The organism is Rhizobium sp. 11_C7_N12_5 (genome assembly GCF_051811145.1).
Lineage (GTDB): Bacteria > Pseudomonadota > Alphaproteobacteria > Rhizobiales > Rhizobiaceae > Rhizobium > Rhizobium lusitanum.
This window is the reverse complement of the sequence record NZ_JBPWPY010000002.1, coordinates 22,000-41,605: the sequence shown is the minus strand read 5'-3', so window position 1 is coordinate 41,605 and position 19,606 is coordinate 22,000. Positions and strand designations below refer to the sequence as shown.

The 19,606-nt window shown below is 61.6% G+C and carries 22 protein-coding genes; 11 read left to right on the top strand and 11 right to left on the bottom strand.

Going from position 1 to position 19,606, the window contains the following annotated elements; genetic code table 11:
- Positions 1 to 38: 38 nt before the first annotated feature.
- Positions 39 to 1,148, bottom strand: coding sequence for a 4-hydroxyphenylpyruvate dioxygenase (gene hppD, locus AB8B29_RS19380; RefSeq protein WP_047558659.1), 1,110 nt, complete (start codon positions 1,146 to 1,148; stop codon positions 39 to 41).
- A gap of 130 nt (positions 1,149 to 1,278) precedes the next feature.
- On the opposite strand from hppD, the gene AB8B29_RS19375 reads away from it, so the two are divergent.
- On the top strand, positions 1,279 to 1,758 hold the full coding sequence (locus AB8B29_RS19375) for an Lrp/AsnC family transcriptional regulator (RefSeq protein WP_037193029.1): 480 nt from the start codon (positions 1,279 to 1,281) through the stop codon (positions 1,756 to 1,758).
- Positions 1,759 to 1,788: 30 nt separating this feature from the next.
- Here AB8B29_RS19375 and AB8B29_RS19370 read toward each other — a convergent pair whose 3' ends face one another.
- A complete protein-coding gene (locus tag AB8B29_RS19370; RefSeq protein ID WP_092573603.1) occupies positions 1,789 to 2,250 on the bottom strand; it encodes an Lrp/AsnC family transcriptional regulator in 462 nt (153 codons plus the stop codon).
- A gap of 123 nt (positions 2,251 to 2,373) precedes the next feature.
- Here AB8B29_RS19370 and AB8B29_RS19365 point away from each other — a divergent pair, with 123 nt between their 5' ends.
- Entirely contained in the window at positions 2,374 to 3,165 is a 792-nt protein-coding gene (locus AB8B29_RS19365; RefSeq protein ID WP_047558656.1) for a phenylalanine 4-monooxygenase, read from the top strand.
- A gap of 80 nt (positions 3,166 to 3,245) precedes the next feature.
- Here AB8B29_RS19365 and AB8B29_RS19360 read toward each other — a convergent pair whose 3' ends face one another.
- The 9 genes from AB8B29_RS19360 to AB8B29_RS19320 form a co-directional block, all read right to left on the bottom strand.
- Positions 3,246 to 4,133 (bottom strand): intradiol ring-cleavage dioxygenase, encoded by an 888-nt coding sequence (locus tag AB8B29_RS19360; protein WP_092573604.1) that lies wholly within the window; start codon positions 4,131 to 4,133, stop codon positions 3,246 to 3,248.
- Positions 4,134 to 4,139: 6 nt separating this feature from the next.
- Positions 4,140 to 5,894: an FAD-dependent oxidoreductase gene (locus AB8B29_RS19355; protein WP_092573605.1), complete on the bottom strand. Its 1,755-nt coding sequence runs from the start codon at positions 5,892 to 5,894 to the stop codon at positions 4,140 to 4,142.
- Positions 5,887 to 7,002, bottom strand: coding sequence for a branched-chain amino acid ABC transporter permease (locus tag AB8B29_RS19350; protein ID WP_092573606.1), 1,116 nt, complete (start codon positions 7,000 to 7,002; stop codon positions 5,887 to 5,889). Before AB8B29_RS19350 ends, AB8B29_RS19355 begins: the two co-directional genes overlap by 8 nt.
- 7 nt (positions 7,003 to 7,009) lie before the next feature.
- A complete protein-coding gene (locus AB8B29_RS19345; RefSeq protein ID WP_092573607.1) occupies positions 7,010 to 7,873 on the bottom strand; it encodes a branched-chain amino acid ABC transporter permease in 864 nt (287 codons plus the stop codon).
- Entirely contained in the window at positions 7,860 to 8,582 is a 723-nt protein-coding gene (locus AB8B29_RS19340) for an ABC transporter ATP-binding protein (protein WP_037193039.1), read from the bottom strand. Before AB8B29_RS19340 ends, AB8B29_RS19345 begins: the two co-directional genes overlap by 14 nt.
- Positions 8,582 to 9,301, bottom strand: coding sequence for an ABC transporter ATP-binding protein (locus AB8B29_RS19335; RefSeq protein WP_092573608.1), 720 nt, complete (start codon positions 9,299 to 9,301; stop codon positions 8,582 to 8,584). Before AB8B29_RS19335 ends, AB8B29_RS19340 begins: the two co-directional genes overlap by 1 nt.
- A gap of 70 nt (positions 9,302 to 9,371) precedes the next feature.
- Positions 9,372 to 10,652: an ABC transporter substrate-binding protein gene (locus AB8B29_RS19330; RefSeq protein ID WP_047558638.1), complete on the bottom strand. Its 1,281-nt coding sequence runs from the start codon at positions 10,650 to 10,652 to the stop codon at positions 9,372 to 9,374.
- Positions 10,653 to 10,710: 58 nt separating this feature from the next.
- The gene (locus tag AB8B29_RS19325) at positions 10,711 to 11,769 is read right to left on the bottom strand and encodes a maleylacetate reductase (RefSeq protein WP_037193047.1); all 1,059 of its coding nucleotides are present in this window, start codon (positions 11,767 to 11,769) and stop codon (positions 10,711 to 10,713) included.
- Positions 11,766 to 12,641: a dioxygenase family protein gene (locus AB8B29_RS19320; RefSeq protein WP_092573609.1), complete on the bottom strand. Its 876-nt coding sequence runs from the start codon at positions 12,639 to 12,641 to the stop codon at positions 11,766 to 11,768. The genes AB8B29_RS19325 and AB8B29_RS19320 overlap by 4 nt, the downstream gene beginning before the upstream one ends.
- 98 nt (positions 12,642 to 12,739) lie before the next feature.
- Between AB8B29_RS19320 and AB8B29_RS19315 the strand changes: the two genes are divergently transcribed.
- The 9 genes from AB8B29_RS19315 to AB8B29_RS19275 are packed head-to-tail and all read left to right on the top strand — an operon-like array spanning position 12,740 to position 19,604.
- Complete coding sequence (locus AB8B29_RS19315; RefSeq protein ID WP_037193051.1) at positions 12,740 to 13,690, top strand: LysR family transcriptional regulator; 951 nt, start codon at positions 12,740 to 12,742, stop codon at positions 13,688 to 13,690.
- 56 nt (positions 13,691 to 13,746) lie between these two features.
- The gene (locus AB8B29_RS19310; protein WP_141694061.1) at positions 13,747 to 14,061 is read left to right on the top strand and encodes a hypothetical protein; all 315 of its coding nucleotides are present in this window, start codon (positions 13,747 to 13,749) and stop codon (positions 14,059 to 14,061) included.
- Complete coding sequence (locus AB8B29_RS19305; RefSeq protein WP_037193052.1) at positions 14,030 to 14,512, top strand: MSMEG_0572/Sll0783 family nitrogen starvation response protein; 483 nt, start codon at positions 14,030 to 14,032, stop codon at positions 14,510 to 14,512. The genes AB8B29_RS19310 and AB8B29_RS19305 overlap by 32 nt, the downstream gene beginning before the upstream one ends.
- Positions 14,513 to 14,568: 56 nt before the next feature.
- Positions 14,569 to 15,612 (top strand): Nit6803 family nitrilase, encoded by a 1,044-nt coding sequence (locus AB8B29_RS19300; RefSeq protein WP_092573635.1) that lies wholly within the window; start codon positions 14,569 to 14,571, stop codon positions 15,610 to 15,612.
- The gene (locus AB8B29_RS19295; RefSeq protein WP_092573610.1) at positions 15,539 to 16,657 is read left to right on the top strand and encodes an MSMEG_0568 family radical SAM protein; all 1,119 of its coding nucleotides are present in this window, start codon (positions 15,539 to 15,541) and stop codon (positions 16,655 to 16,657) included. Before AB8B29_RS19300 ends, AB8B29_RS19295 begins: the two co-directional genes overlap by 74 nt.
- Positions 16,654 to 17,196 carry an MSMEG_0567/Sll0786 family nitrogen starvation N-acetyltransferase gene (locus tag AB8B29_RS19290; RefSeq protein ID WP_113102377.1) on the top strand — a complete coding sequence of 181 codons (543 nt, stop codon included), beginning with the start codon at positions 16,654 to 16,656 and terminating at the stop codon, positions 17,194 to 17,196. The genes AB8B29_RS19295 and AB8B29_RS19290 overlap by 4 nt, the downstream gene beginning before the upstream one ends.
- Before the next feature lie 2 nt (positions 17,197 to 17,198).
- Positions 17,199 to 18,173, top strand: a complete 975-nt coding sequence (locus tag AB8B29_RS19285) for a sll0787 family AIR synthase-like protein (protein WP_047640392.1) — start codon at positions 17,199 to 17,201, stop codon at positions 18,171 to 18,173.
- Positions 18,170 to 19,324, top strand: coding sequence for an MSMEG_0565 family glycosyltransferase (locus tag AB8B29_RS19280; protein WP_092573612.1), 1,155 nt, complete (start codon positions 18,170 to 18,172; stop codon positions 19,322 to 19,324). The genes AB8B29_RS19285 and AB8B29_RS19280 overlap by 4 nt, the downstream gene beginning before the upstream one ends.
- The gene (locus AB8B29_RS19275; RefSeq protein WP_037193061.1) at positions 19,317 to 19,604 is read left to right on the top strand and encodes an MSMEG_0570 family nitrogen starvation response protein; all 288 of its coding nucleotides are present in this window, start codon (positions 19,317 to 19,319) and stop codon (positions 19,602 to 19,604) included. Before AB8B29_RS19280 ends, AB8B29_RS19275 begins: the two co-directional genes overlap by 8 nt.
- The last annotated feature ends 2 nt before the right edge of the window (positions 19,605 to 19,606 follow it).

Sequence of the window (19,606 nt, the reverse complement as noted above, 5' to 3'; positions counted from 1 at the left end):
TGAGGGCGACCCCATGCAATCGCCGGGTCGCCTAGAGATCATTCGGCCGCCGTGCCGATGACGCCGCGCTTGATCTGATCTGCTTCGATCGACTCGAAGAGAGCCCGGAAATTGCCTTCGCCGAAGCCCTCGTCGCCTTTGCGCTGAATGAATTCGAAGAAGATCGGGCCGATGACCGTCTTGGAGAAGATCTGCAGCAGGATCTTCGTCAGGCCGCCATTCACCACGCCTTCGCCGTCGATGAGGATACCATGCTTCTTCATGCGGTCGATGGGCTCGTCGTGGCCGTTCACACGCTTATAGGACATATCGTAGTAGGTCTCCGGCGGACCTGGCATGAAGCGCAGTCCATTATCGGCAAGCCTGTCGGTGCCTTCGTAGATGTCTTCCGTTCCGACGGCGATGTGCTGGATGCCCTCGCCCTTGTACTTCTTCAGGAACTCCTCGATCTGGCTTGTGTCGTCCTTCGATTCATTCAGCGGAATGCGGATCTTGCCGCAGGGAGACGTGATCGCGCGGCTCACCAGACCGGTGATGCGCCCGTCGATATCGAAGAAGTGAATCTGCTTGAAATTGAACAATTCGCGATAAAATGCCCACCACTTGTCCATGTTGCCGCGAAAGACGTTGTGCGTCAGATGGTCGAGATAATAGAAGCCGACACCTTCGGGATGCGGGTCGCGCTCGCCCAGCCAATCGAACTCGGCATCGTAAGCCGATCCCTTTTTGCCATAGGTTTCGACGAAATAGAGCAGCGAACCGCCGATGCCGACAATTGCCGGGACATCGAGCGCCTTGTCATTCCCTTCATAGGGAACAGCACCTTTTGACACGGCATGGTCGAAGGCGTGCTTGGCATCAACGACCCGCCAGGCCATCGACGGAGCAGCGGGGCCGTGTTCTGCCGCGAAACGGGCGGCATGGCTGCCCGGCTCGGCATTCAGCACATAATTGATATCGCCTTGACGCCAGACGGTGATGTCCTTCGTCTTGTGCTTGGCAACAGGAGTATAGCCCATGCGCGTGAAGAGCTCACGCAGCTTCTCGGGCTCGGGATGAGCGAATTCAACGAATTCGAAGCCGTCGGTGCCGGCCGGATTGTCGGCGGTAATTTCCGACGGCGGCGCGTCATGCGGAAAAGGACCCATTTTCTCCTCCTCGGAAGATTGGACTCTGTCTATGCAAAGTGTGGCCCAAAACGCATGCAAAGTTCTTGCATTCTTCATGCGAAGCGAAAATATTATACACGATCTGTGAGGATTTTGGAAGTTTTGCGCAATGGATGAACAACTCGACAAATTGGATCTGCGCCTGCTGCAGGAACTCCAGAAAGACGGCCGGCTGACGAACAACGAACTGGGCGAGCGGATCGCGCTTTCACCCTCGCAATGCTCGCGCCGGCGAACGAGGCTGGAAGCCGAAGGATATATTCGCAGCTACCAGGCAAACCTCGATCGGCAGAAGCTCGGTCTGGATATGCTGGTGGTTATCTCGGTGACGCTTGCGACCCATAACAGGGACAATGCTCGCCGATTTTCCCAGCTGATCAACGGGCTGCCGGAAGTTCTCGAAGCCTATGCGCTGACGGGTGAGATGGACTACCACCTGAAGGTCGCGACACGGGGGCTCGCTGACCTCTCGAGATTCGTCAACGACATCCTGTTGCCGCACGAGTCGGTGCAACACGTAAAGACTTCCATTGTGCTCGATACGCTGAAGACATTCGAAGGGTTCCCGGTGCTCATGCCGCACAGCTGACATGGTGGCGCGCATCCGGCCTGACAGGCGCTAGATCGGCAATTCGGTCGAGAATTTCAGCTCGCGCAGCACAAAGCTCGAAACGACAGTGCGAACACGCCGGTTGCGCAGCAGGTAATGGGTCATGAACGCCTCGTAGCTTTCCACGTCCTTCGCCCTGATCTTCAGCATGTAGTCGAAGGCGCCGGACAGGGCATAGCATTCCATGATCTCCGGCCGCTCCGATACCACCGATGCGAAAGACGCCACTGTCTCCTCGTGATGGTCCTCCAGTGTTACATGCGCGATCACACAAAGCTTGAGATCGAGTTTGCCGGGATCGAGCAGCGTCACTCGCTTGCGGATGACACCCTCCGATTCCAGTTCATGGATCTTCCGCCAGGTCGAACTCTGCGACATACCGGCCTTTTCCGACAGGTCTGCCAGCGAAAGACTGCCATCGGCCTGGATCGATTGCAGAAGCTTGCGGTGAGGATTCCCAGATTCTTTCATCTTCTGCACCGTTTTTGAGAAGATTTACCAATACCACGTCCATTTTTACCGGAAAAGGAAAGAATTTCCCGCGAACTCGGTTCATAATTGGAAAGATACCGCAGCATCTGGGAGGATCGAGCTATGGTCAAGGAAAGCAGCTACACCGCCAAATTGCCAGGCCCGGATGGCTTATACGCCTATACCGCCGAAGAAGATGCGATATGGGGCGAACTCTATCGGCGTCAGTTGAAGCTGCTCGCCAATATGGCCTGCCGCGAATATCTGGACGGCGTCAAAACCCTGGGGCTGAAGCCGGACAAGGTGCCCCAGCTGCGCGACGTCAACCGCCGCCTGAACGAAACGACGGGCTTCGGGGTGGAAGGCGTGCCGGCACTCATTCCGCCTTCCCGCTTCTACGAGCTCCTGTCGCAAGGCAAGTTTCCGCTCGCCACCTTCCTTCGCCGTCGCGAGCATATCGACTATATCGAGGAACCGGACCTGTTCCACGAAGTCTTCGGCCATTGCCCGCTGCTGACCAATCAGAGTTATGCCAATTTCGTACGGCATTTCGGCGAAACTGCCGTACGCCTCGGCAAGGGCTATTCCTGGCACCTGTTCCGCATCTTCTGGTTCACTGTCGAGTTCGGCCTGATCAATACGCCGGAGGGCCGCCGCTGCTTCGGCGCGGGCATCGTCTCCTCGCCAAGCGAAGCGAAGGCGGCGATGGAAGGCAAGGCGTGCGAGTTTCGGCCGTTCGATCTGCTGAGCGTGCTCAGGACGCCCTACCGGATCGATATCGTCCAGCCGATCTACTATGTTATCGACAGCTTCAGCGACCTTGAAGCGATCGTCGATGAGGATATCGAAGGCCTGATCCTCAAGGCAAAGTCGCTGGGCGATTTCCCGCCCGCCTTCGAAGCCAAGGCCTCGTGAGCCGCGGACGATCCGGCGACGACAAAGATCGGCAGCGTCCTCCCGCTGCCGATTATCCAATACGCATCGTCAACCATGTCCTAGACTTGTCGCTTATAGGCGAGAACGAAGTCGTGGTTAACCTCCCAGAACTTGCCTGAAAACTCGAGCTGCCTTGCCCTCGCCTGATCTTCAGTCAGCCTGAACTTGGCAAGCAGGCTCTCCTTCACGCCGAAGACAGCATCCGAATGGATGTAGGGATCGTCCGGATCGAAGATGTGGGTCGTCAGCGTTTCAAAACCATCGGCCGAGATGATGTAGTGCAGGTGCGCGGGCCGGTACGGGTGGCGGCCGAGCTGGGCCAGCAACTGGCCGACAGGTCCATCATCCGGGATCGGATAGTATTTCGGCTTGACCGCCCGGAACCAGTAGCTTCCGTCTCCCCCGGTGCGGAATATCCCGCGCAGATTAAAATCAGGCTGAAGACCTTTTTGCTGGACGTCGTAGAAGCCCTCGTCATTGGCCTGCCAGACATCGATGACCGCATTCTTGATAGGGTTGCCCTCGATATCCAGGATGCGGCCGGAGATCACCATATCCTCGCCCTTGCTGTCGAGGCAGATGTTGGCGCCCATCGGCAATTCCGGCGCGTCGGCGACATGGAACGGACCCAACACCGTGCTCTCGGATGCGCCTGAAGGCTTGCGGTTGTTGATGGCGTCGACCAGCATCGATACGCCAAGCACATCCGAAAGCAGGATGAATTCCTGACGCCATTCGTTGCACATCCCGCCTGTCCGGGTGAGGAAGAGGATCGCCTCCATCCACTCCTCCTGGGTCGGCTCGATCTGCTTCACCGCCTCATGTAGTTTGAGCGTAATGACCGACATGACCTCCTTCAGCCGTTCGCTCTTGGCGTTGGCGTTGCGGCCGGTCACGACCTCGACCGAGTTTTCCTCTGTGAAATATCCTTTTTCATGCGCTTCCATGATCAGTCACCGATCCAAAATGGTGTTCAATACGCGGCGCAGTTCGCCGACGGGATCGGCGATAGTACCGTCACAGCGCCAGGCGACATGATGGTCCGGACGAACGAGGATCGCGCCGGAATCCCGGATTTCACGCGCCCGCGCCCAATCGCCGGTGTAGTCCTGCCATTGCTGCCGCGGACCGATCTTGTGCGCAATGAGCTCGATGCAGAATTCCTTAGCAAGCGCCCTTGCCGCCGCAAGCCAGGCATCGCCGCCGATGCCGGTCAGCACGGTAAACCGTCCATGGCCGGTAATGTCGAGCGTCGACACCTTTTCCCCGTCGGGGCCGAAGAGCCAGGTATGCGGCAGGCGTGCGCCGGGCCATGTCGTCGGCTGATAATGCAACTCCGCATCCGTCTCGAAACCGGGCTCCGGTTGCCCGTCGGTGACGATGGCATCCGACCGGTAACGCTGATTCATTTCAACGCCATGCGCATCGAACTCATAGACCTTGGCCGCAATCGCCTCGCGGATCTCCTTGCGCTGCCGTTCGGCGTCGGGCGTGTCATCACAGCGGGCATCCATGTTCTGCTGCATCTTCACCGGATCGACGGAGTCCAGAAGGCCGCACGCACTGAAGATCGGCCCGAACTCCTCGATCGACTTGTTGGCGCGGGTAACGATCTGCTTGGCGACCGGCGCCCGCTCCGCCTGATAGCTGTCGAGAAGACCGCGGCCCGCCTGCCCCCTGATCACCATCGCCAGCTTCCAGGCGAGATTGAAACCGTCCTGAATGGACGTGTTGGAGCCAAGGCCGTTCGAGGGGGGATGGCGATGGGCGGCATCGCCCATGCAGAACACCCGGCCGTTGGACATGGTGGTGGCATACATGTTGTTGACGGTCCAGGTCGACACCGATTTTATCTTCGGCTGCAGGTCGGCAACGCCGGTGAGGTCCCGCACCACCCTGATCGCAAATGCTTCGTCGACGGCCGGAGGCGGCTCGTTGATGTCATAGCCCCAGACGATCAGCCACTCATGCCAGGGCCGCACCATGCGCACGAGGCCCATGCCGATGCCGCCGACATCGGCTCCCGGCTGCAGCACCCAGTAAAGCACAGAGGGACGGCGCGAAACATAGGGCGAGAGATCCGCCTCGAAAAGGATGTTCATCGAGCCCGCGACCCCCATCTTTCCCTCGAAGCTGAGACCGGCATGCTCGGCAACTTTGGAATTGCCGCCATCGGCGCCGATCAGAAATTTCGAGCGCACGGTGACTTCCTTGCCCGTCAGCCGATCGAGGCATGTCGTGGTCACGCCGTCCTCGTCCTGCACGTGGCTCAGATATTCCGTCGACATGCGCGCCTGCGCGCCACGCGAACAGGCGGTTTTGAAGAGCAGCGGCTCCATGAAGGTCTGGGGCAGATCGTTCATATGGCTCGGCGATGACAGCTGGTGTTCCGCCTGCGAGAGCGGATGCGTGCCCCAGCTCTTCATGCGGCCGATCTCTTCGCCGTTGATCGCCGTGCAGAAGACGTTTTCGCCCATGAGCTCCTGCTCGGTCGCGAACATATAGGCTTCGTCCTCCACATCGCGGCCGAGATCGCGCAGAACCTCCATCGTACGCTGGTTGGTGATGTGCGCCCGCGGTGTGGTGGCCAGCCAGCGATAGCGGTTGATCACCAGAGGCTCCAACCCGTAGCTGGCCAGCAATGCGGCCGTCGCCGAGCCGGCAGGCCCTGTGCCAATGATGAGAACGTCGGTCGTGATGTCAGCCATTTGGCCCTCCCTTTGCTGTTTGTGCGAGCGGTCTGCCCTTCAAGACACGGCGGACCGGAAAGAGTTCGATGCCGGTGCGCTCGCTGACCAAACCCCAAAGGCCGCGCGGCGCGAAAAGCATGGTAGCGATCGCCAGCGCACCGAGCAGCAGCAGGTACCAGGACCCATAGCTTGCGAGCGCATTCTGCAGGAAAAAGAACAGGATCACACCGACGATCGGCCCCTCGATCGTTCCGATGCCGCCGATGACAACGATGAAAAGCACATAGGCTGTCCAGTCCGTGAGCGAGAAGGCGGCATCCGGGGAGATCCGGCCCTTCTGCAGATAGATCAGGGCACCGACGATGCCTGTCAGAAAGGCCGTGGCGAGATAGACCGTCACCTTCATGCGCCTGGCATCCACACCCAGCGCGCGGGCGGCGGTTTCATTGTCGCGCACAGCCGCCAGGCCGAGGCCCTGCTTGCTTTTGAGCAGGCGATAGACAAAGCCGATGGTAATCGCGACCATGATCAGCGCCAGCCAGAAGGTGAGAGCATCGGCGGCAAGCGCTGCCTTCATGCCAAACCAATCCTTGAGCAGCGCGATGCCGGCCATGTCCCTGGCCGCCTCACGCGGCAGGGAGGTTCCCGTGCCGCCGCCGAGCATCTTCCACTGGGCAAGCACCAGCCGGCCGACTTCCGCGATCACCCAGGTGCCGATGGCGAAATAGGGTCCGTGCAAGCGAAACACGAAGAAGGCGGTGGGGACCGCGAGAAGTGCCGCAACCACGCCGGCCAGCAGCACCGCGAGGGTCGGGTCCATGCCGAGAAGGGTGACCAGTCCGAAGAGAGCATAGGCGCCGCAGCCGACGAAAAGCTGCTGCCCGACGGAGATCAGCCCGGCATAGCCGGCAAGAAGGTTCCAGCTTTGTGCGAGCGCCAGCATGGTCAGAATGAAGAACAGGTCCTGCAGCACACCGCGCGAGACCACGAAAGGCGCGAAAGCCAAGCCCGCCAGCACGAGGAGAGCCACGCCTGCAAAGCCTGTCGAAAGCCGCGTTCCTATTTCGGTGCGCCAAGGGGTTTGCGACCCGTCTTCTGCCATCATTGTTTCGAAACCTGACGTCATGGGACCCTCAATCGATCGCTCGCGGGAAAAGACCACGCGGCTTGCAGACGAGTACGAGGAGGAAGGCGATGTGACCCGCCAGGATCTGCCACTCCGGATTGATGGCGGCGCCGAAGGTCTGCGCAACGCCAAGGATAATACCGCCCGCCAGCGTGCCCCAAAGCGAGCCGAGACCGCCGATGATCACGGCCTCGAAAGCATAGATCAATCGCGACGGTCCGGCGCTCGGATCGAAATTCGCGCGGGTTCCAAGATAAAGGGCGGCGATCGTGACGACGACCATGGCGATCCCGGTCGCCATGGCAAAAATTCGCTCGGGGCGGACGCCCATCAACCCTGCCGTCACGGGATCATCGGAAGTGGCTCGGAACGCGCGGCCGATCGAGGTGCTGTAGATCAGCCTGTTCAGCACGAGGATGACAAGAATTGCCGAGGCGAACGTCAACAGAGGCATGAGGCCGATATTGAGGCCGGCAAGCGGGATGGAGGCCGTCTCCAGTGCGCCGGCCGACACACGGCGGCTGTCGGCACTGAAGCCTTCCATGAGCCCGTTTTGAATGACGATCGAGAGGCCGAAGGTGACGAGCAGCGGCGGCAGGATATCCTTGCCGAGAGTGCGATTGAGAAGAATGAATTGCACCAGCCAGCCGATCGCGAACATCAGCGGTGCGGCAATCGCGGCGGCAAGGAACGGATTGACGCCAAGCGTCGACACCAACACCAGGATGAGAAAGGCCGCAAAGACGATAAGGTCGCCATGCGCCAGATTGACCAGCCGCATGATGCCGAACACGAGGCTGAGGCCGGCGGCGAACAGGGCATAGAGCCCGCCGAGCAGAACGCCTTGGAGGATCGTATCAACCCAGTTCATGTTGATCAGCTCCGAAATAGGCGGCGTGGATCTGCGCGCGGTCGAGCTCTCCGGGGCGGCCGGTCAAGGTGATCCGGCCTTCCATCATGCAATAGACACGGTCGGACACGGCAAGCGCCTGGCCGATATCCTGCTCGACGATGATTATGGCGGCGCCCGTGGCGCGGATGCGGGGGAAGGCCGCATAAATATCCTTGATGACGACGGGCGCCAGACCGAGGCTCAGCTCATCGCACAGCAGAACCTGCGGATTGGACATCAGCGCCCGACCGATCGCCACCATCTGCTGCTGGCCGCCGGAAAGTGCCGTGGAAGGATTGTGCCGGCGCTCCTGGAGAATGGGAAAAAGCTCGTAGACGCCGCGCAGCGTCCACGGTCCGTCGACCTTGCGGCCGTATGTTCCGATCAGCAGGTTCTCCTCCACGGTCATGGAGGCAAACAGCTTGCGCCCTTCCGGAACGAGAGCGATGCCGCGAGCCATGACGTCAGGCGCCGAAAGCGCCCCAATCGGCTCGCCTTTGTAGACCACCATCTCAGGCTGGTTGCTGAGAACACCGGCGACCGATCGCATCAACGTCGATTTGCCGGCGCCGTTGGCGCCGATGACCGCGACCGTTTCACCGGCATCGAGGTACAGATCGACGCCGAAGAGAGCCTGGAAATCGCGGTAAAAAGCCTTGAGGCCGGCTATCTGCAGAAGGTTTGCCATCAGACCTCCATGCCGAGATAGATTTCGCGGACGTCGCGCGAGTTCATGATGGCGTCGGGCTTGCCGATGCCGATCACCCGCCCGAAGTTGAGCACGAGCAGGCGCTCGGCCACCGCCGTCAGCGCATGCAGCACATGCTCGATCCAGATGATCGTCACACCCCGCCGATGAACGCGTTTGATCGTGGCGATCAGTTGCCGGCATTCGCCGTCGGTCAGGCCGCCGGCGATTTCATCGAGCAGGAGAAGCTTGGGCTTGGTCGCCAGGGCACGCGCCAGCTCCAGTCTCTTTCGTTCCAGCAGCGACAGAGAGCCGGCAAGATTATTGGCCCTGCCGATGAGGCCCGTTTCGACGAGGACATCGGCGCAATAGGCTTCCACCTCCCGCTCGGACGTTCGCGAGCCGAAGGCGCCGGCGACCAGCAGGTTTTCATAGACCGTCAGCCGCTCGAAGGGCTGCGGGATCTGAAACGTGCGCCCCATGCCGGCAAAGCATCGCTGCATGGGAGGATCGCGCGTCACATCGCGACCATTAAATTCGATCGATCCGCGATCGACCGCAAGATTGCCGGTGATCAGATTGAAGAGTGTCGACTTGCCCGCGCCGTTCGGTCCGATGACGCCCAATGCCTCGCCTGCCTCGACCGAAAAGCCGATATTCTCGGCGACCACGAGCGCACCGAAAGACTTGGATACCTCGTTCAGTTCAAGCAGGGGCATGGCGCTCCTCCCGATTGCTGTTGCTCCACCACGTCGAGCGCGGGGCAACGGATTTGATGGCGGCGCGAGATCACGTCAGGGCTTCCAGCTTGCCGCCAAGCGGCACGTTGGGCGCCAGGCGGTTTTCGACCACGACGAGGTCATAGCCGCCATCGGTCTTCAGCCGCCATTGACCGCCGACCAGGGGTGTCTTGGCGACATTCTTCTGAGCGAACGGCGGCAGCTTGTCGCTCCCCCAGGCGATCGGCCCGACGAGCGTGTCCAGCTTAGTCTGGCCGATGGCTTTGGCAACGGCGTCGCCCTCACCCACATCCTCGGCGCGCTTCATCACATCGACAGCAAGTTCGAAGAGCGCATGGGCAAAGCCGATCGGCTGCGTCCAGGGACGGCCGGTCGCCTGCGTGAAGGCTGCAGCCACGTCGGCGGCCGTTTGCCCCGTCAGCGACGATTTGAACGGGTGGCTCGGCGTCCACCAGACCTCGGTCGACAGGTTATGGCCGGCATTGCCCAGCGCCGCCACCGTTTGCGGGAACAGGAGCGCCTTGCCGATCGACGCGATCTTTGGCTTGAGACCCTGCTGCTTGGCCTGGTTCCAGAAGGTGGTCAGGTCGGGCGGAATGAGCACGCCGGTCAGAATATCGGTCTGGCCCTGCTTGAAGGCATTGATCTGCGCGGAAAAATCATCCGTCAGGTTCTGGAAGCGGCCGGTATCGGTGAGACTGTAGCCGAGCTTCTCCAGCACGGGCGGGAAGCCCACGACCTTGTCGCCCCAGGCGTTGCCGTCGCCATCATTGGGGAAGAGGCCGCCGACCTTCTTGTTGGTCTCGATCTGGCTCCACATGCCGGTAAAGACGGCAATGATGTCCTCAAGCCCCCAGAAGAAGTGATAGGCATAGTTGAACGGCTTCCAGCTCGACGGGTCGCCGGGATTGCCCTGCTGGCCGATGAACCAGGGCTGCCAGGGCGCCACCGTGGAAATGCAGGGCATCTCCTCCGCCTCGCAAGTGGTGGACACCGGATTGGTGGTCTCCGGAGTCGACGAGACCAGCACCAGGTTGACCTCGTCGGTGACGATCAGTTCCTTCGCAACGGCAGCCGCCCGGTTGGGATTGGACTGGCTGTCCTTGACCACGACCTCGTAGCTGAGGCCGAGCTTCTTGGTCGTCGCGATAAAGTTGTCGATGACGAACTTGTCGGCCTCGCCGAAGCCGGCAAGCGGCCCGGTTTGCGGGCTGACATAGCCGAGCTTGATCGGTTTCTTCTGGGCAATCGCCGGTGCTGCGAAAGCGGATACCGCAATCGCGGTGCCGCCGGCGGCCGTGGTTTTCAGAAAATCGCGTCTGGTAAACATGTTTCCTCCCATAATCCCCTCTCCTCCCAAAGAGCGCGCCTGCGGCGCGGGTCGTTTCCTACCCCGGGCGTTTGCCTTCCCAGGCTTCCTGCAGCATCTGACGGATCGAGGCACGATCGACCGGCCTCGGATTCCAGTAGGGATTTTCCATTGCGACTGCCGTGGCCCTGTCGAGATCTTCCTCGCTGAGACCGACAGTCTGCAGGCTCAAGGGCGCGCCGATCGATTTGGCGAAGTCCCAGAGGCCGCCGCCGATGGAACCGCCGAAGAGCTCCGCCGCCGGAGCAAGCTCGCTGCGTGCGGCATGCGCATTGAAGGCTGCCGTATGCGGCAGCATGACAGCATGCGTCTCGGCATGCGGCGTATCGAACAGGCCGCCCAGCGTGTGGCAGATCTTATGGTGCAGGGCCATGCCGACAGCCCCGAGAACCGAACCGCACAGCCATGCGGCATAGAGCGCTTCGCTACGCGCAGAAGCATTCCTCGGATCATCAACGATAGCAGGCAGGCTGGATTTGAAAGCCCTCAGCCCCTCGATCGCCATCAGGCTCGAAATCGGATTGCGATCCTGCGCATAGAGTCCCTCGACGGCATGCGCCATGGCGTTCAGCCCGCTCGTCACGCTCATGGTGACCGGCAATCCATGGGTCAGCAGCGGATCGTAAATGACGATCTCCGGCAATATCCTCTCATGCCGTACCGTCGTCTTCACCCCTCGCTCGGTCTGGCCGAGGATGGGGGTGACCTCGGAGCCGGCATAGGTCGTCGGCACCACGATCTGGAGCAGATCCGTGCGATAGGCGATGGCCTTTCCGAGACCGGTCGTCGAGCCGCCGCCGAGCGAGACCACGCAATCCGCCTTGGCTTCGGCAACGGCTTCCATCGCCCTCTCCGTCACATCGATCGGTGTATGCATGACTGCGCCGGCAAACACCCCGGCCGAAAGCTGCCCCAAGCTCTTCGCAAGAGCCTCCGCGTCGGCGCGCTGATGCGGCGTGGACAGGACCAGTGCACGCTGACGGCCGGATTTCTCCACCCATTCGGCCACGCTATTGCTCTTTCCTTCGCCGAAAACGATCCTGGCTGCACTTCCGGCATAGGAAAATTCGCTGATCATCGCGGCCTCCCTGGTTTTGCCCTGACCATGACGAAGGTGAAGTCGAGCGTCTTCGTCGACGCGTTATCCGTACCGGTGACCCGGAAGTCCCGCAGCAATTCGGGCTTCACGCCGAACAGGGCATCCTCGCCCAGATGCGGATCGTTGCGATCGTAGACATGCGTTGTGATCGTATCGAACCCCTCGGCGCGAACGACGAAATGCAGGTGCGCGGGCCGGCGCAAGGGATAGCCGGCATTGGCGAGCAATCTGCCCACCGGCCCGTCATCCGGCACGCCATATCCCTTCGGCACGATGGTTCGATAGCGGATGCGGCCATCAGGATCGGTGCGAAACAGGCCACGCAGATTATACTCAGGCTGCAGGTCGGGCTGCTGGTTCTCGTAGAACCCTTGAGCATTCGCCTGCCAGGTGATGACTTCGGCGCCGGCGACAGGCTGGCCGTCAAGATCCTGCACACGTGCGGACACGGAAAGAGGCTCACCCACACCATCGAGCGAGATCGATGCGCCAAGCGCGCGCTCCGGTGCATCATCGCGGAAGAACGGCCCCCGCACCGTATTCGGGGTCGCGCCCTTCGGCCGCTTCGAGTTGATTTCCTCAACCAGCGCCGAAGCACCCAGGAGATCTGACAGCAGCACCCATTCCTGTCGGCGCTCGTCGCTTGCGTGGCCGACCTCGGTCAGGAAGGCGATCACCTTGCGCCACTCGTCCTGTGTCGGCCGGAATTCCCTGATGAGATCGTGGACATGCTCCACGACAGCCACCATCAGCTGCGCCAGCTGATTGCCTTTTTGTTGAGGAAGGCGCCCGGCGAAGACCTCCGATGAGGTCGCCTCGCTAAAAATCGGCATATCGACACCTGGCGACATGCATCTCCTCCCACATACGCAAGCCTGATCGACAACAAGGTAGCAGCAAGAGGTGGGAGCGTTGATGATTTCTTTCCGCCATAATATAACGGATTGTTATGAAGATCGACGAACGCCATCTTATTCAGCTTGCGGCTGTGGTTAAAACCGGCGGTGTCACCGAAGGTGCGGCCCTTCTGGGCCTTGCCCAACCGGCGGTGTCGCGCACGCTTTCGATGCTGGAGCAACGATTGGGCGAGCCGCTCTTCATCAAGGGCAGGCGGCCGCTGCAGCCGACGGCGCTTGGATCGTCGCTCGCCGAATATGGCCTGGTGATGCTGGCGGCCTCCCGCAAGGCAACGGATCTGGTGGAGAGCTTCCGCGTCGGCAAGAGCGGCGTCGTCCGTGTCGGAGGAACCCCTTTCTTCATGGATGGGCTGATCGCCGGGCTATGCGCCGAATTCCAGGCGACGCATCCGGATGTGCGCATCGAGCAGTCCTACGGCTATTTTTCCGATCTCAGAGCCGCCCTCAAGGCCGACCAGATAGACCTCGCCATCTGCCCCATCGATATTCTTGACGAGGGCTCGGGGCTGGAATTCCAACAGATCTTGCCCGGCCGCAACGTCATCGCCTGCAGGGTGACCCACCCTCTGCTGCTGAAAAGAAAGCTGCAGCCGGCCCAGCTTCTGGACTATCCCTGGGTCGCGCCGCCGCCGGGCAGCCCGCTGCTGGCCGACCTGCGCGCGCTGCTCCTGTCGTTCGGCGCGACCGAGATCAAGATCCGCTATTCCGGTGGGTCGCTGATGGGCGTGATCAACTATCTGAAAGCTGCGGACGCTCTGACCGTCATGCCGCACAGCGTGGTATTCGCCCAACGCAAGGATAAGAGCATCACTGCGCTGCCGATCAACATTCCCCATCCCGAGCGCGCGCTTTCCATCCTGAAACGCATCGATGCGCCACGCTCTCCCGCAGTCGACCAGTTCGCGGACTTTGTCCGCTCTGGTTTCGAGACACTGAGGCATCTTATCAAGCGCCATGAGGAATCCGTCGTCTGGGGGGTGTAGCGCGCAGGCCTTGGCCTGCCTCATGCCGGCCGATCGCTACCCGGGGAGCCAGCATCGTGTCGAAGTTTCTCCCGAACGGGGATGCGTTTGGCGCATCCAATGAATGTATATTGAATGCATTAATTGGATGCATGATGGCTTTCATTTTTGGCATGATTTTGCCCCATATTTTGTCAAATTCCGTCCAACAGCAGATATATCAAATTATTGATAGCATAATTGACTGCATAATTCATTCCTTTGATTGTAATTTAGGCAAAATCGATATTGGCACGGTGCTTGCAGTTGAATGGCTGTACTCCCCGCGACGGGGCCTGACTTCAAACACAGGAGCCATTCATGCCCACAATTACCGCACCCGCCCATGCTGACGGAGACTTTCTCGTCGACTACGAAGAGAAGGTCTTCGAGGACGTTCAGGCCAAAGAGGGTGAGAAAGCCCTTATCACCTTCCACACCGTTGCCTTCGAAGGTTCGATCGGCCTTGTGAACCTGCTCCAGGCAAAGCGCCTGAAGCGAAAGGGCTTCGAAACATCCGTTCTTCTCTACGGCCCGGGCGTTACGCTTGGCGTGCAGCGCGGCTTTCCCAGGCTCGGAGCCGAGGCCTTCCCGGGTCATCTCAACTTCAACAACCAGATCAAGGGCTTCATGGAGGAAGGCGGCAAGGTCTATGCATGCCGGTTCGCTCTCCAGGCGCTCTACGGCCACGGCGAATCCTCGCTTATTCCAGGAATCAGGCCGATCAGCCCGCTCGATGTTCTCGACCTCATCCTGATCCATCGTCGCGACGGCGCCTTCATCCTCGACACCTGGACGCTCTGACCCGCCGGAGGCGGAGCGCCGCTTCGCCTCCCTCGTCCCAACCGATGGAGCCCGCCATGGAGAAGAAACCGATCGTCCGCGCCGCCGCTGCGCAAATCGCCCCGGACCTGACCTCGTGTGAGAAAACGCTCGCGCGGGTCCTGGAAGCGATCCGGGAGGCTGCATCGAAGGGTGCGGATCTCATCGTCTTTCCGGAGACGTTCGTCCCCTGGTACCCCTATTTCTCATTCGTGCTGCCGCCGGTTCTCTCCGGCAAGGAGCACCTGCGCCTCTATGAAGAGGCGGTCACCGTGCCCAGTGCCGCCACGGATGCGGTCGCCGCTGCGGCCCGCGAGCACGGTATCGTCGTCGCGCTCGGCATCAACGAGCGGGATCATGGCTCGCTCTATAACGGCCAGCTCCTCTTCGATGCCGACGGCACGCTCATCCTGAAGCGCCGCAAGATCACGCCGACCTTCCACGAGCGGATGATCTGGGGCCAGGGCGACGGCTCGGGCCTTGCGGTCGTCGACAGCCGCATCGGGCGGCTCGGCGCGCTTGCCTGCTGGGAGCATTACAATCCGCTCGCCCGCTACGCGCTGATGGCCCAGCACGAGGAAATCCACATCGCCCAGTTTCCGGGCTCGATGGTCGGGCCGATCTTTGCCGAGCAGATGGAAGTGACGATCCGCCATCATGCGCTGGAAAGCGGATGCTTCGTGGTCAATGCGACGGGTTGGCTGACCGACGAGCAGATCGTTTCGATCACACCCGACCAGACCCTGCAAAAGGCGCTGCGCGGCGGCTGCATGACGGCGATCATCTCGCCCGAAGGCAGGCACCTCGCCCCGCCGCTCACCGAGGGCGAAGGCATATTGATCGCCGATCTCGACATGAGCCTGATCGTCAAGCGCAAGCGGATGATGGATTCCGTCGGTCATTACGCACGCCCCGAACTTCTGCATCTCGCCATCGACGGCCGCGCCACGGCGCCGATGATCGCCTCCCCCAATTCTTTCGAAATCGCACCCGCAAGGAACAACACCGATGGACACGACGACGCGTCTTCCGACCGAAATCCTGATCAACGAATTGCAGTCGTTCGGAGCCAGGCTGGTTGATCCGAAAGCGGGCCATGAGAGCCGCCGTGGCGGCGCCGGCCCGTCCGACCACAAGCCGATAACGATCGACGGCATGACGGTCATGGTGCCGGTGCATACGGCGCCGGCCTTCGAAAGCCCCTATCTCGTCGAGAGGCCGGACGAGAGCGGCAGGAGCCGCATCAGCCGGGACGGCCGCGTGCTGGGTGAGGTCTCCTTTCCGCTGCGCCCGCGCTTCTACGAGCGAACGACGGCCGACGGCGTTCCCTATTCGCAGATAGCCGTCCTGCATGGCCGCGACGTGCTGGCGACCACGGTGTTGCAGACCTGCATCCGCTACCAAAGCCGCACGAAGACCTGTCAGTTCTGCGCCATCGGCCAGTCGCTGGCCGCCGGCCGCACGATTGCCCACAAGACCCCGGAACAGCTCGCGGAAGTGGCCAAGGCGGCCGTCGAGCTGGACGGCGTCAAGCACATGGTCATGACGACGGGCACGCCAAAAGGGCCGGATCGCGGCGCGGCAATCCTTGCCGACAGCGCCCGCGCCATCAAGGCCGCCGTCGACCTGCCGATCCAGGCGCAATGCGAACCACCCGAAGACGACGCCTGGTTTGCCCGTATGAAGGAGGCCGGCGTCGATGCGCTCGGCATGCATCTGGAAGTAGTGACGCCCGAAATCCGCGCCCGCATCATGCCGGGCAAGGCGCAGGTGCCGATCAGCAAATACATGACCTCCTTCAAGGCGGCGGTAGAGGTCTTCGGGCGTGGGCAGGTCTCGACCTACATCCTCGCCGGCCTCGGGGATACAAGCCAGGCCATTCTCGATATCTGCGAAAGACTGGTCGCAATCGGCGTCTATCCCTTCGTGGTTCCGTTCGTGCCGATTTCGGGAACGCCGCTCGAAAGCCATCCGGCCCCGAAGCCGGATTTCATGCATTCGATCCTCGGTCCTCTCTCGAAAATGCTGGTCGAAAGCGGGTTGAAGGCGACCGACATCAAGGCCGGCTGCGGCAAATGCGGCGCCTGCTCGGCCCTTTCCACCTATGAAAGGATGCTGACCAGATGATCTTCGAGCCCTTCGCACCCTATCAGGCCGGCGAATTCCAGGTGAAGTTCGCAACATCCGCATGGGAGCGGCGGGAAGCGCATGCGCTGCGCCGCTCCGTCTTCTGCGAGGAGCAGAAAATTTTCGAAGGCGACGATCGCGACGCGATCGACGACCATGCGATTCCGATCGTAGCACTCTCCATGATGGGGCCGGTCGCCGACAGGCTGGTCGGCACGGTGCGCATTCATCAGGCCGAGCCCGGCCTGTGGTGGGGCTCGCGGCTCGCGGTTCATGAGGATTTCCGCAAGATCGGCGCGCTCGGCGCAACGCTCATCCGGCTCGCCGTCTCCTCCGCCAATGCGATGGGCTGCCACACCTTCCTCGCCAATGTGCAGGAGCAGAACGGCCTGCTGTTCCGCCGCCTGCATTGGGACGTGATCGAGGAGTTCGAGATCTACGGCAAGCCGCATCTCAGAATGAAAGCTGACCTTGCCTGGTACCCCCCATGCCCGACGCCGGAAACGGGATTCGTCGCGCTGCCGAAGAAGGCGGCCTGATCATGGTGGCGATCGACATCAAGTCACTCACTGTTCGGCTTGCCGAATCGAACGGCATTGCCGCCAAGGCGGATATCGGCGCGGTCGCCGCCAGTCTCGGGCTTGCCGGCCAGCCTGTCGCCGTCGGTGATGACTGTGCCGCGCTGCAGGATGGCGACGGATATCTGCTGTTCGCCATCGAAGGCTTCATGAACGAATTCGTTGCTGCCGACCCCTGGTTTGCCGGCTGGTGCAGCGTGATGGTCAATATCTCCGATGTCGCCTCGATGGGCGGACGTCCGATCGCGGTCGTCGACGCTGTTTGGGCCGATGGCGAGCGAAGTGTCGCGCCGGTGCTGGAGGGCATGCGCGCCGCGGCCAGAGCCTTCGGCGTGCCGATCGTTGGCGGTCATACGAATATCCGCACCGACCGCAGCCAGCTGTCCGCAGCCATTCTCGGGCGGGCTAAAAAGCTGCTGACAAGCTTCGACGCGAAGGCAGGCGACGTGCTCATCGCCGCAGTCGACCATCGCGGCCGTTACCGCGAACCGTTCAACAACTGGGAAGCGGCGACAGATGCGCCGCCTCAGCGCCTTCGCGGCGACCTGGAAATCCTGCCGCAAATTGCCGAGGCGGGATTGGCGCTCGCCGCCAAGGACATCAGCCAGGGCGGTATCATCGGCACGGCGATCATGCTGGCGGAATGTTCCGGCGTCGGGATCGAGATCGACGTGTCAACCATTCCGCTGCCGGCCGAGGTGACGCTGGAGCGATGGCTCGCGACCTTTCCGAGCTTCGGCTATCTGCTTTCGGTCGCACCCGGAAAGGCTGAGGGCGCGATCCGCCGCTTTACCGAGCGCGGCATCAGCGCCGCCGCCATTGGCAAGGTTCTCGCCGGCAGCGAAGTGGCGATCACCGACGGCACGGAGCGCGCCGTCATTCGCGACCACGCCGAAACGCCGTTGCTGAAGCTTGGACGACGGGAGGACGCCGCATGATAAGCCCGCTGCGGATCGCCATGCTGTCACACTCCACCAATCCGCGCGGCGGCGTGGTGCATGCGATGCAGCTTTCCGAAGCGCTGACCGCGCTTGGTCACGAGGTCGTCCTGCATGCGCCGGATGCCAAAGGCACCGGTTTCTTTCGCAAGCCGGCCTGCGGCGCGGCATGCATCCCCGTCGCCCCGGCGCCGGGCGACATGACAAGCATGGTGGAGCAACGGATCGCCGACTATGTCAGCTATTTCGAAAAGCCGGCGGCCCGCGATTTCGATATATTCCACGCCCATGACGGCATTTCCGGCAATGCGCTGGCGACGTTGAACGAGCGTGGATTGATCCCCGCCTTTGCCCGGACCGTTCACCACATCGACCAGTTCGCCGATCCGCGTTTGATGGCGCTGCAGGATCGCTCCATCGATAGGGCCTGCCTCTTCTTCACCGTCAGCGCCACATGGCAGCGCATTCTCAAGGGTCGCGGGATCGAAGCGACTGTTGTCGGCAACGGCGTCGATAGCGAACGCTTCACCCCCGGCTGGAGCGGCGAACAGGCGGCCCTGCGCGATCGCCTGAGCCTGCCGCCCGGTCCGACCTTCCTCAGCATCGGCGGCATCGAGGCGCGCAAGAATGCGATCGGCATCCTCGACGCCTTCCGGCAGCTTCGCGCCGTGCAGCCCGATGCGCGGCTGGTCATCGCAGGAGGCGTCTCGCTGCTCGACCACAGCGGCTATCAGGAGGAGTTCCGCTCCGAGCTCGCCCTGCTGCGCGATCACGCCGCCGCTGTCCATGTGATCGGCCCGGTCACCGACGAGGACATGCCCAATCTTTACAGGCTGGCCGACGCGCTTGTCTTTCCCTCGCTGAAGGAGGGGTTCGGACTGGTCGTGCTGGAGGCGATGGCAAGCGGCGTACCGGTCGTCGTCTCCTCGATCCCCCCATTTACGGAATATCTCTCGGGCGATGACGCGATCTGGTGTGATCCCAAGCATTCGGCGTCGATCGCCGAAGCCATGGCGCTCGCTCTGATCCCCGAGATCCGCAACCGCATCATCGCGCGCGGCCTGGAAGTCGCCAGTCGCTTCAGCTGGCGGCGCGTCGGAGAAGCGCATCTTGCCGCCTATGCGGCATTGAAGGAGAGCGCCCATGCCTGAGATGCGTTTCGTTATTGCCTGGCCGGACGGCCGCGAAGAGACCTGCTATTCGCCCTCGCTGATCATCCGGGATTTTTTCGCGGAAGGCGAGGCCTATCCGATCCGTGATTTCCTCGACCGCAGCCGCAAGGCGCTGACGATCGCCAGCGATCGGGTCGAGGCGAAATACGGCTATCCATGTTCGCTTGCACGCAACCAGCTTGCCCGCCTCGAGGCGGCCGGAGCGCTTTTTCTCGACGACGCCGATGCGCGCGTCCGCTGCCAAAACTTCATTCTCTGAAA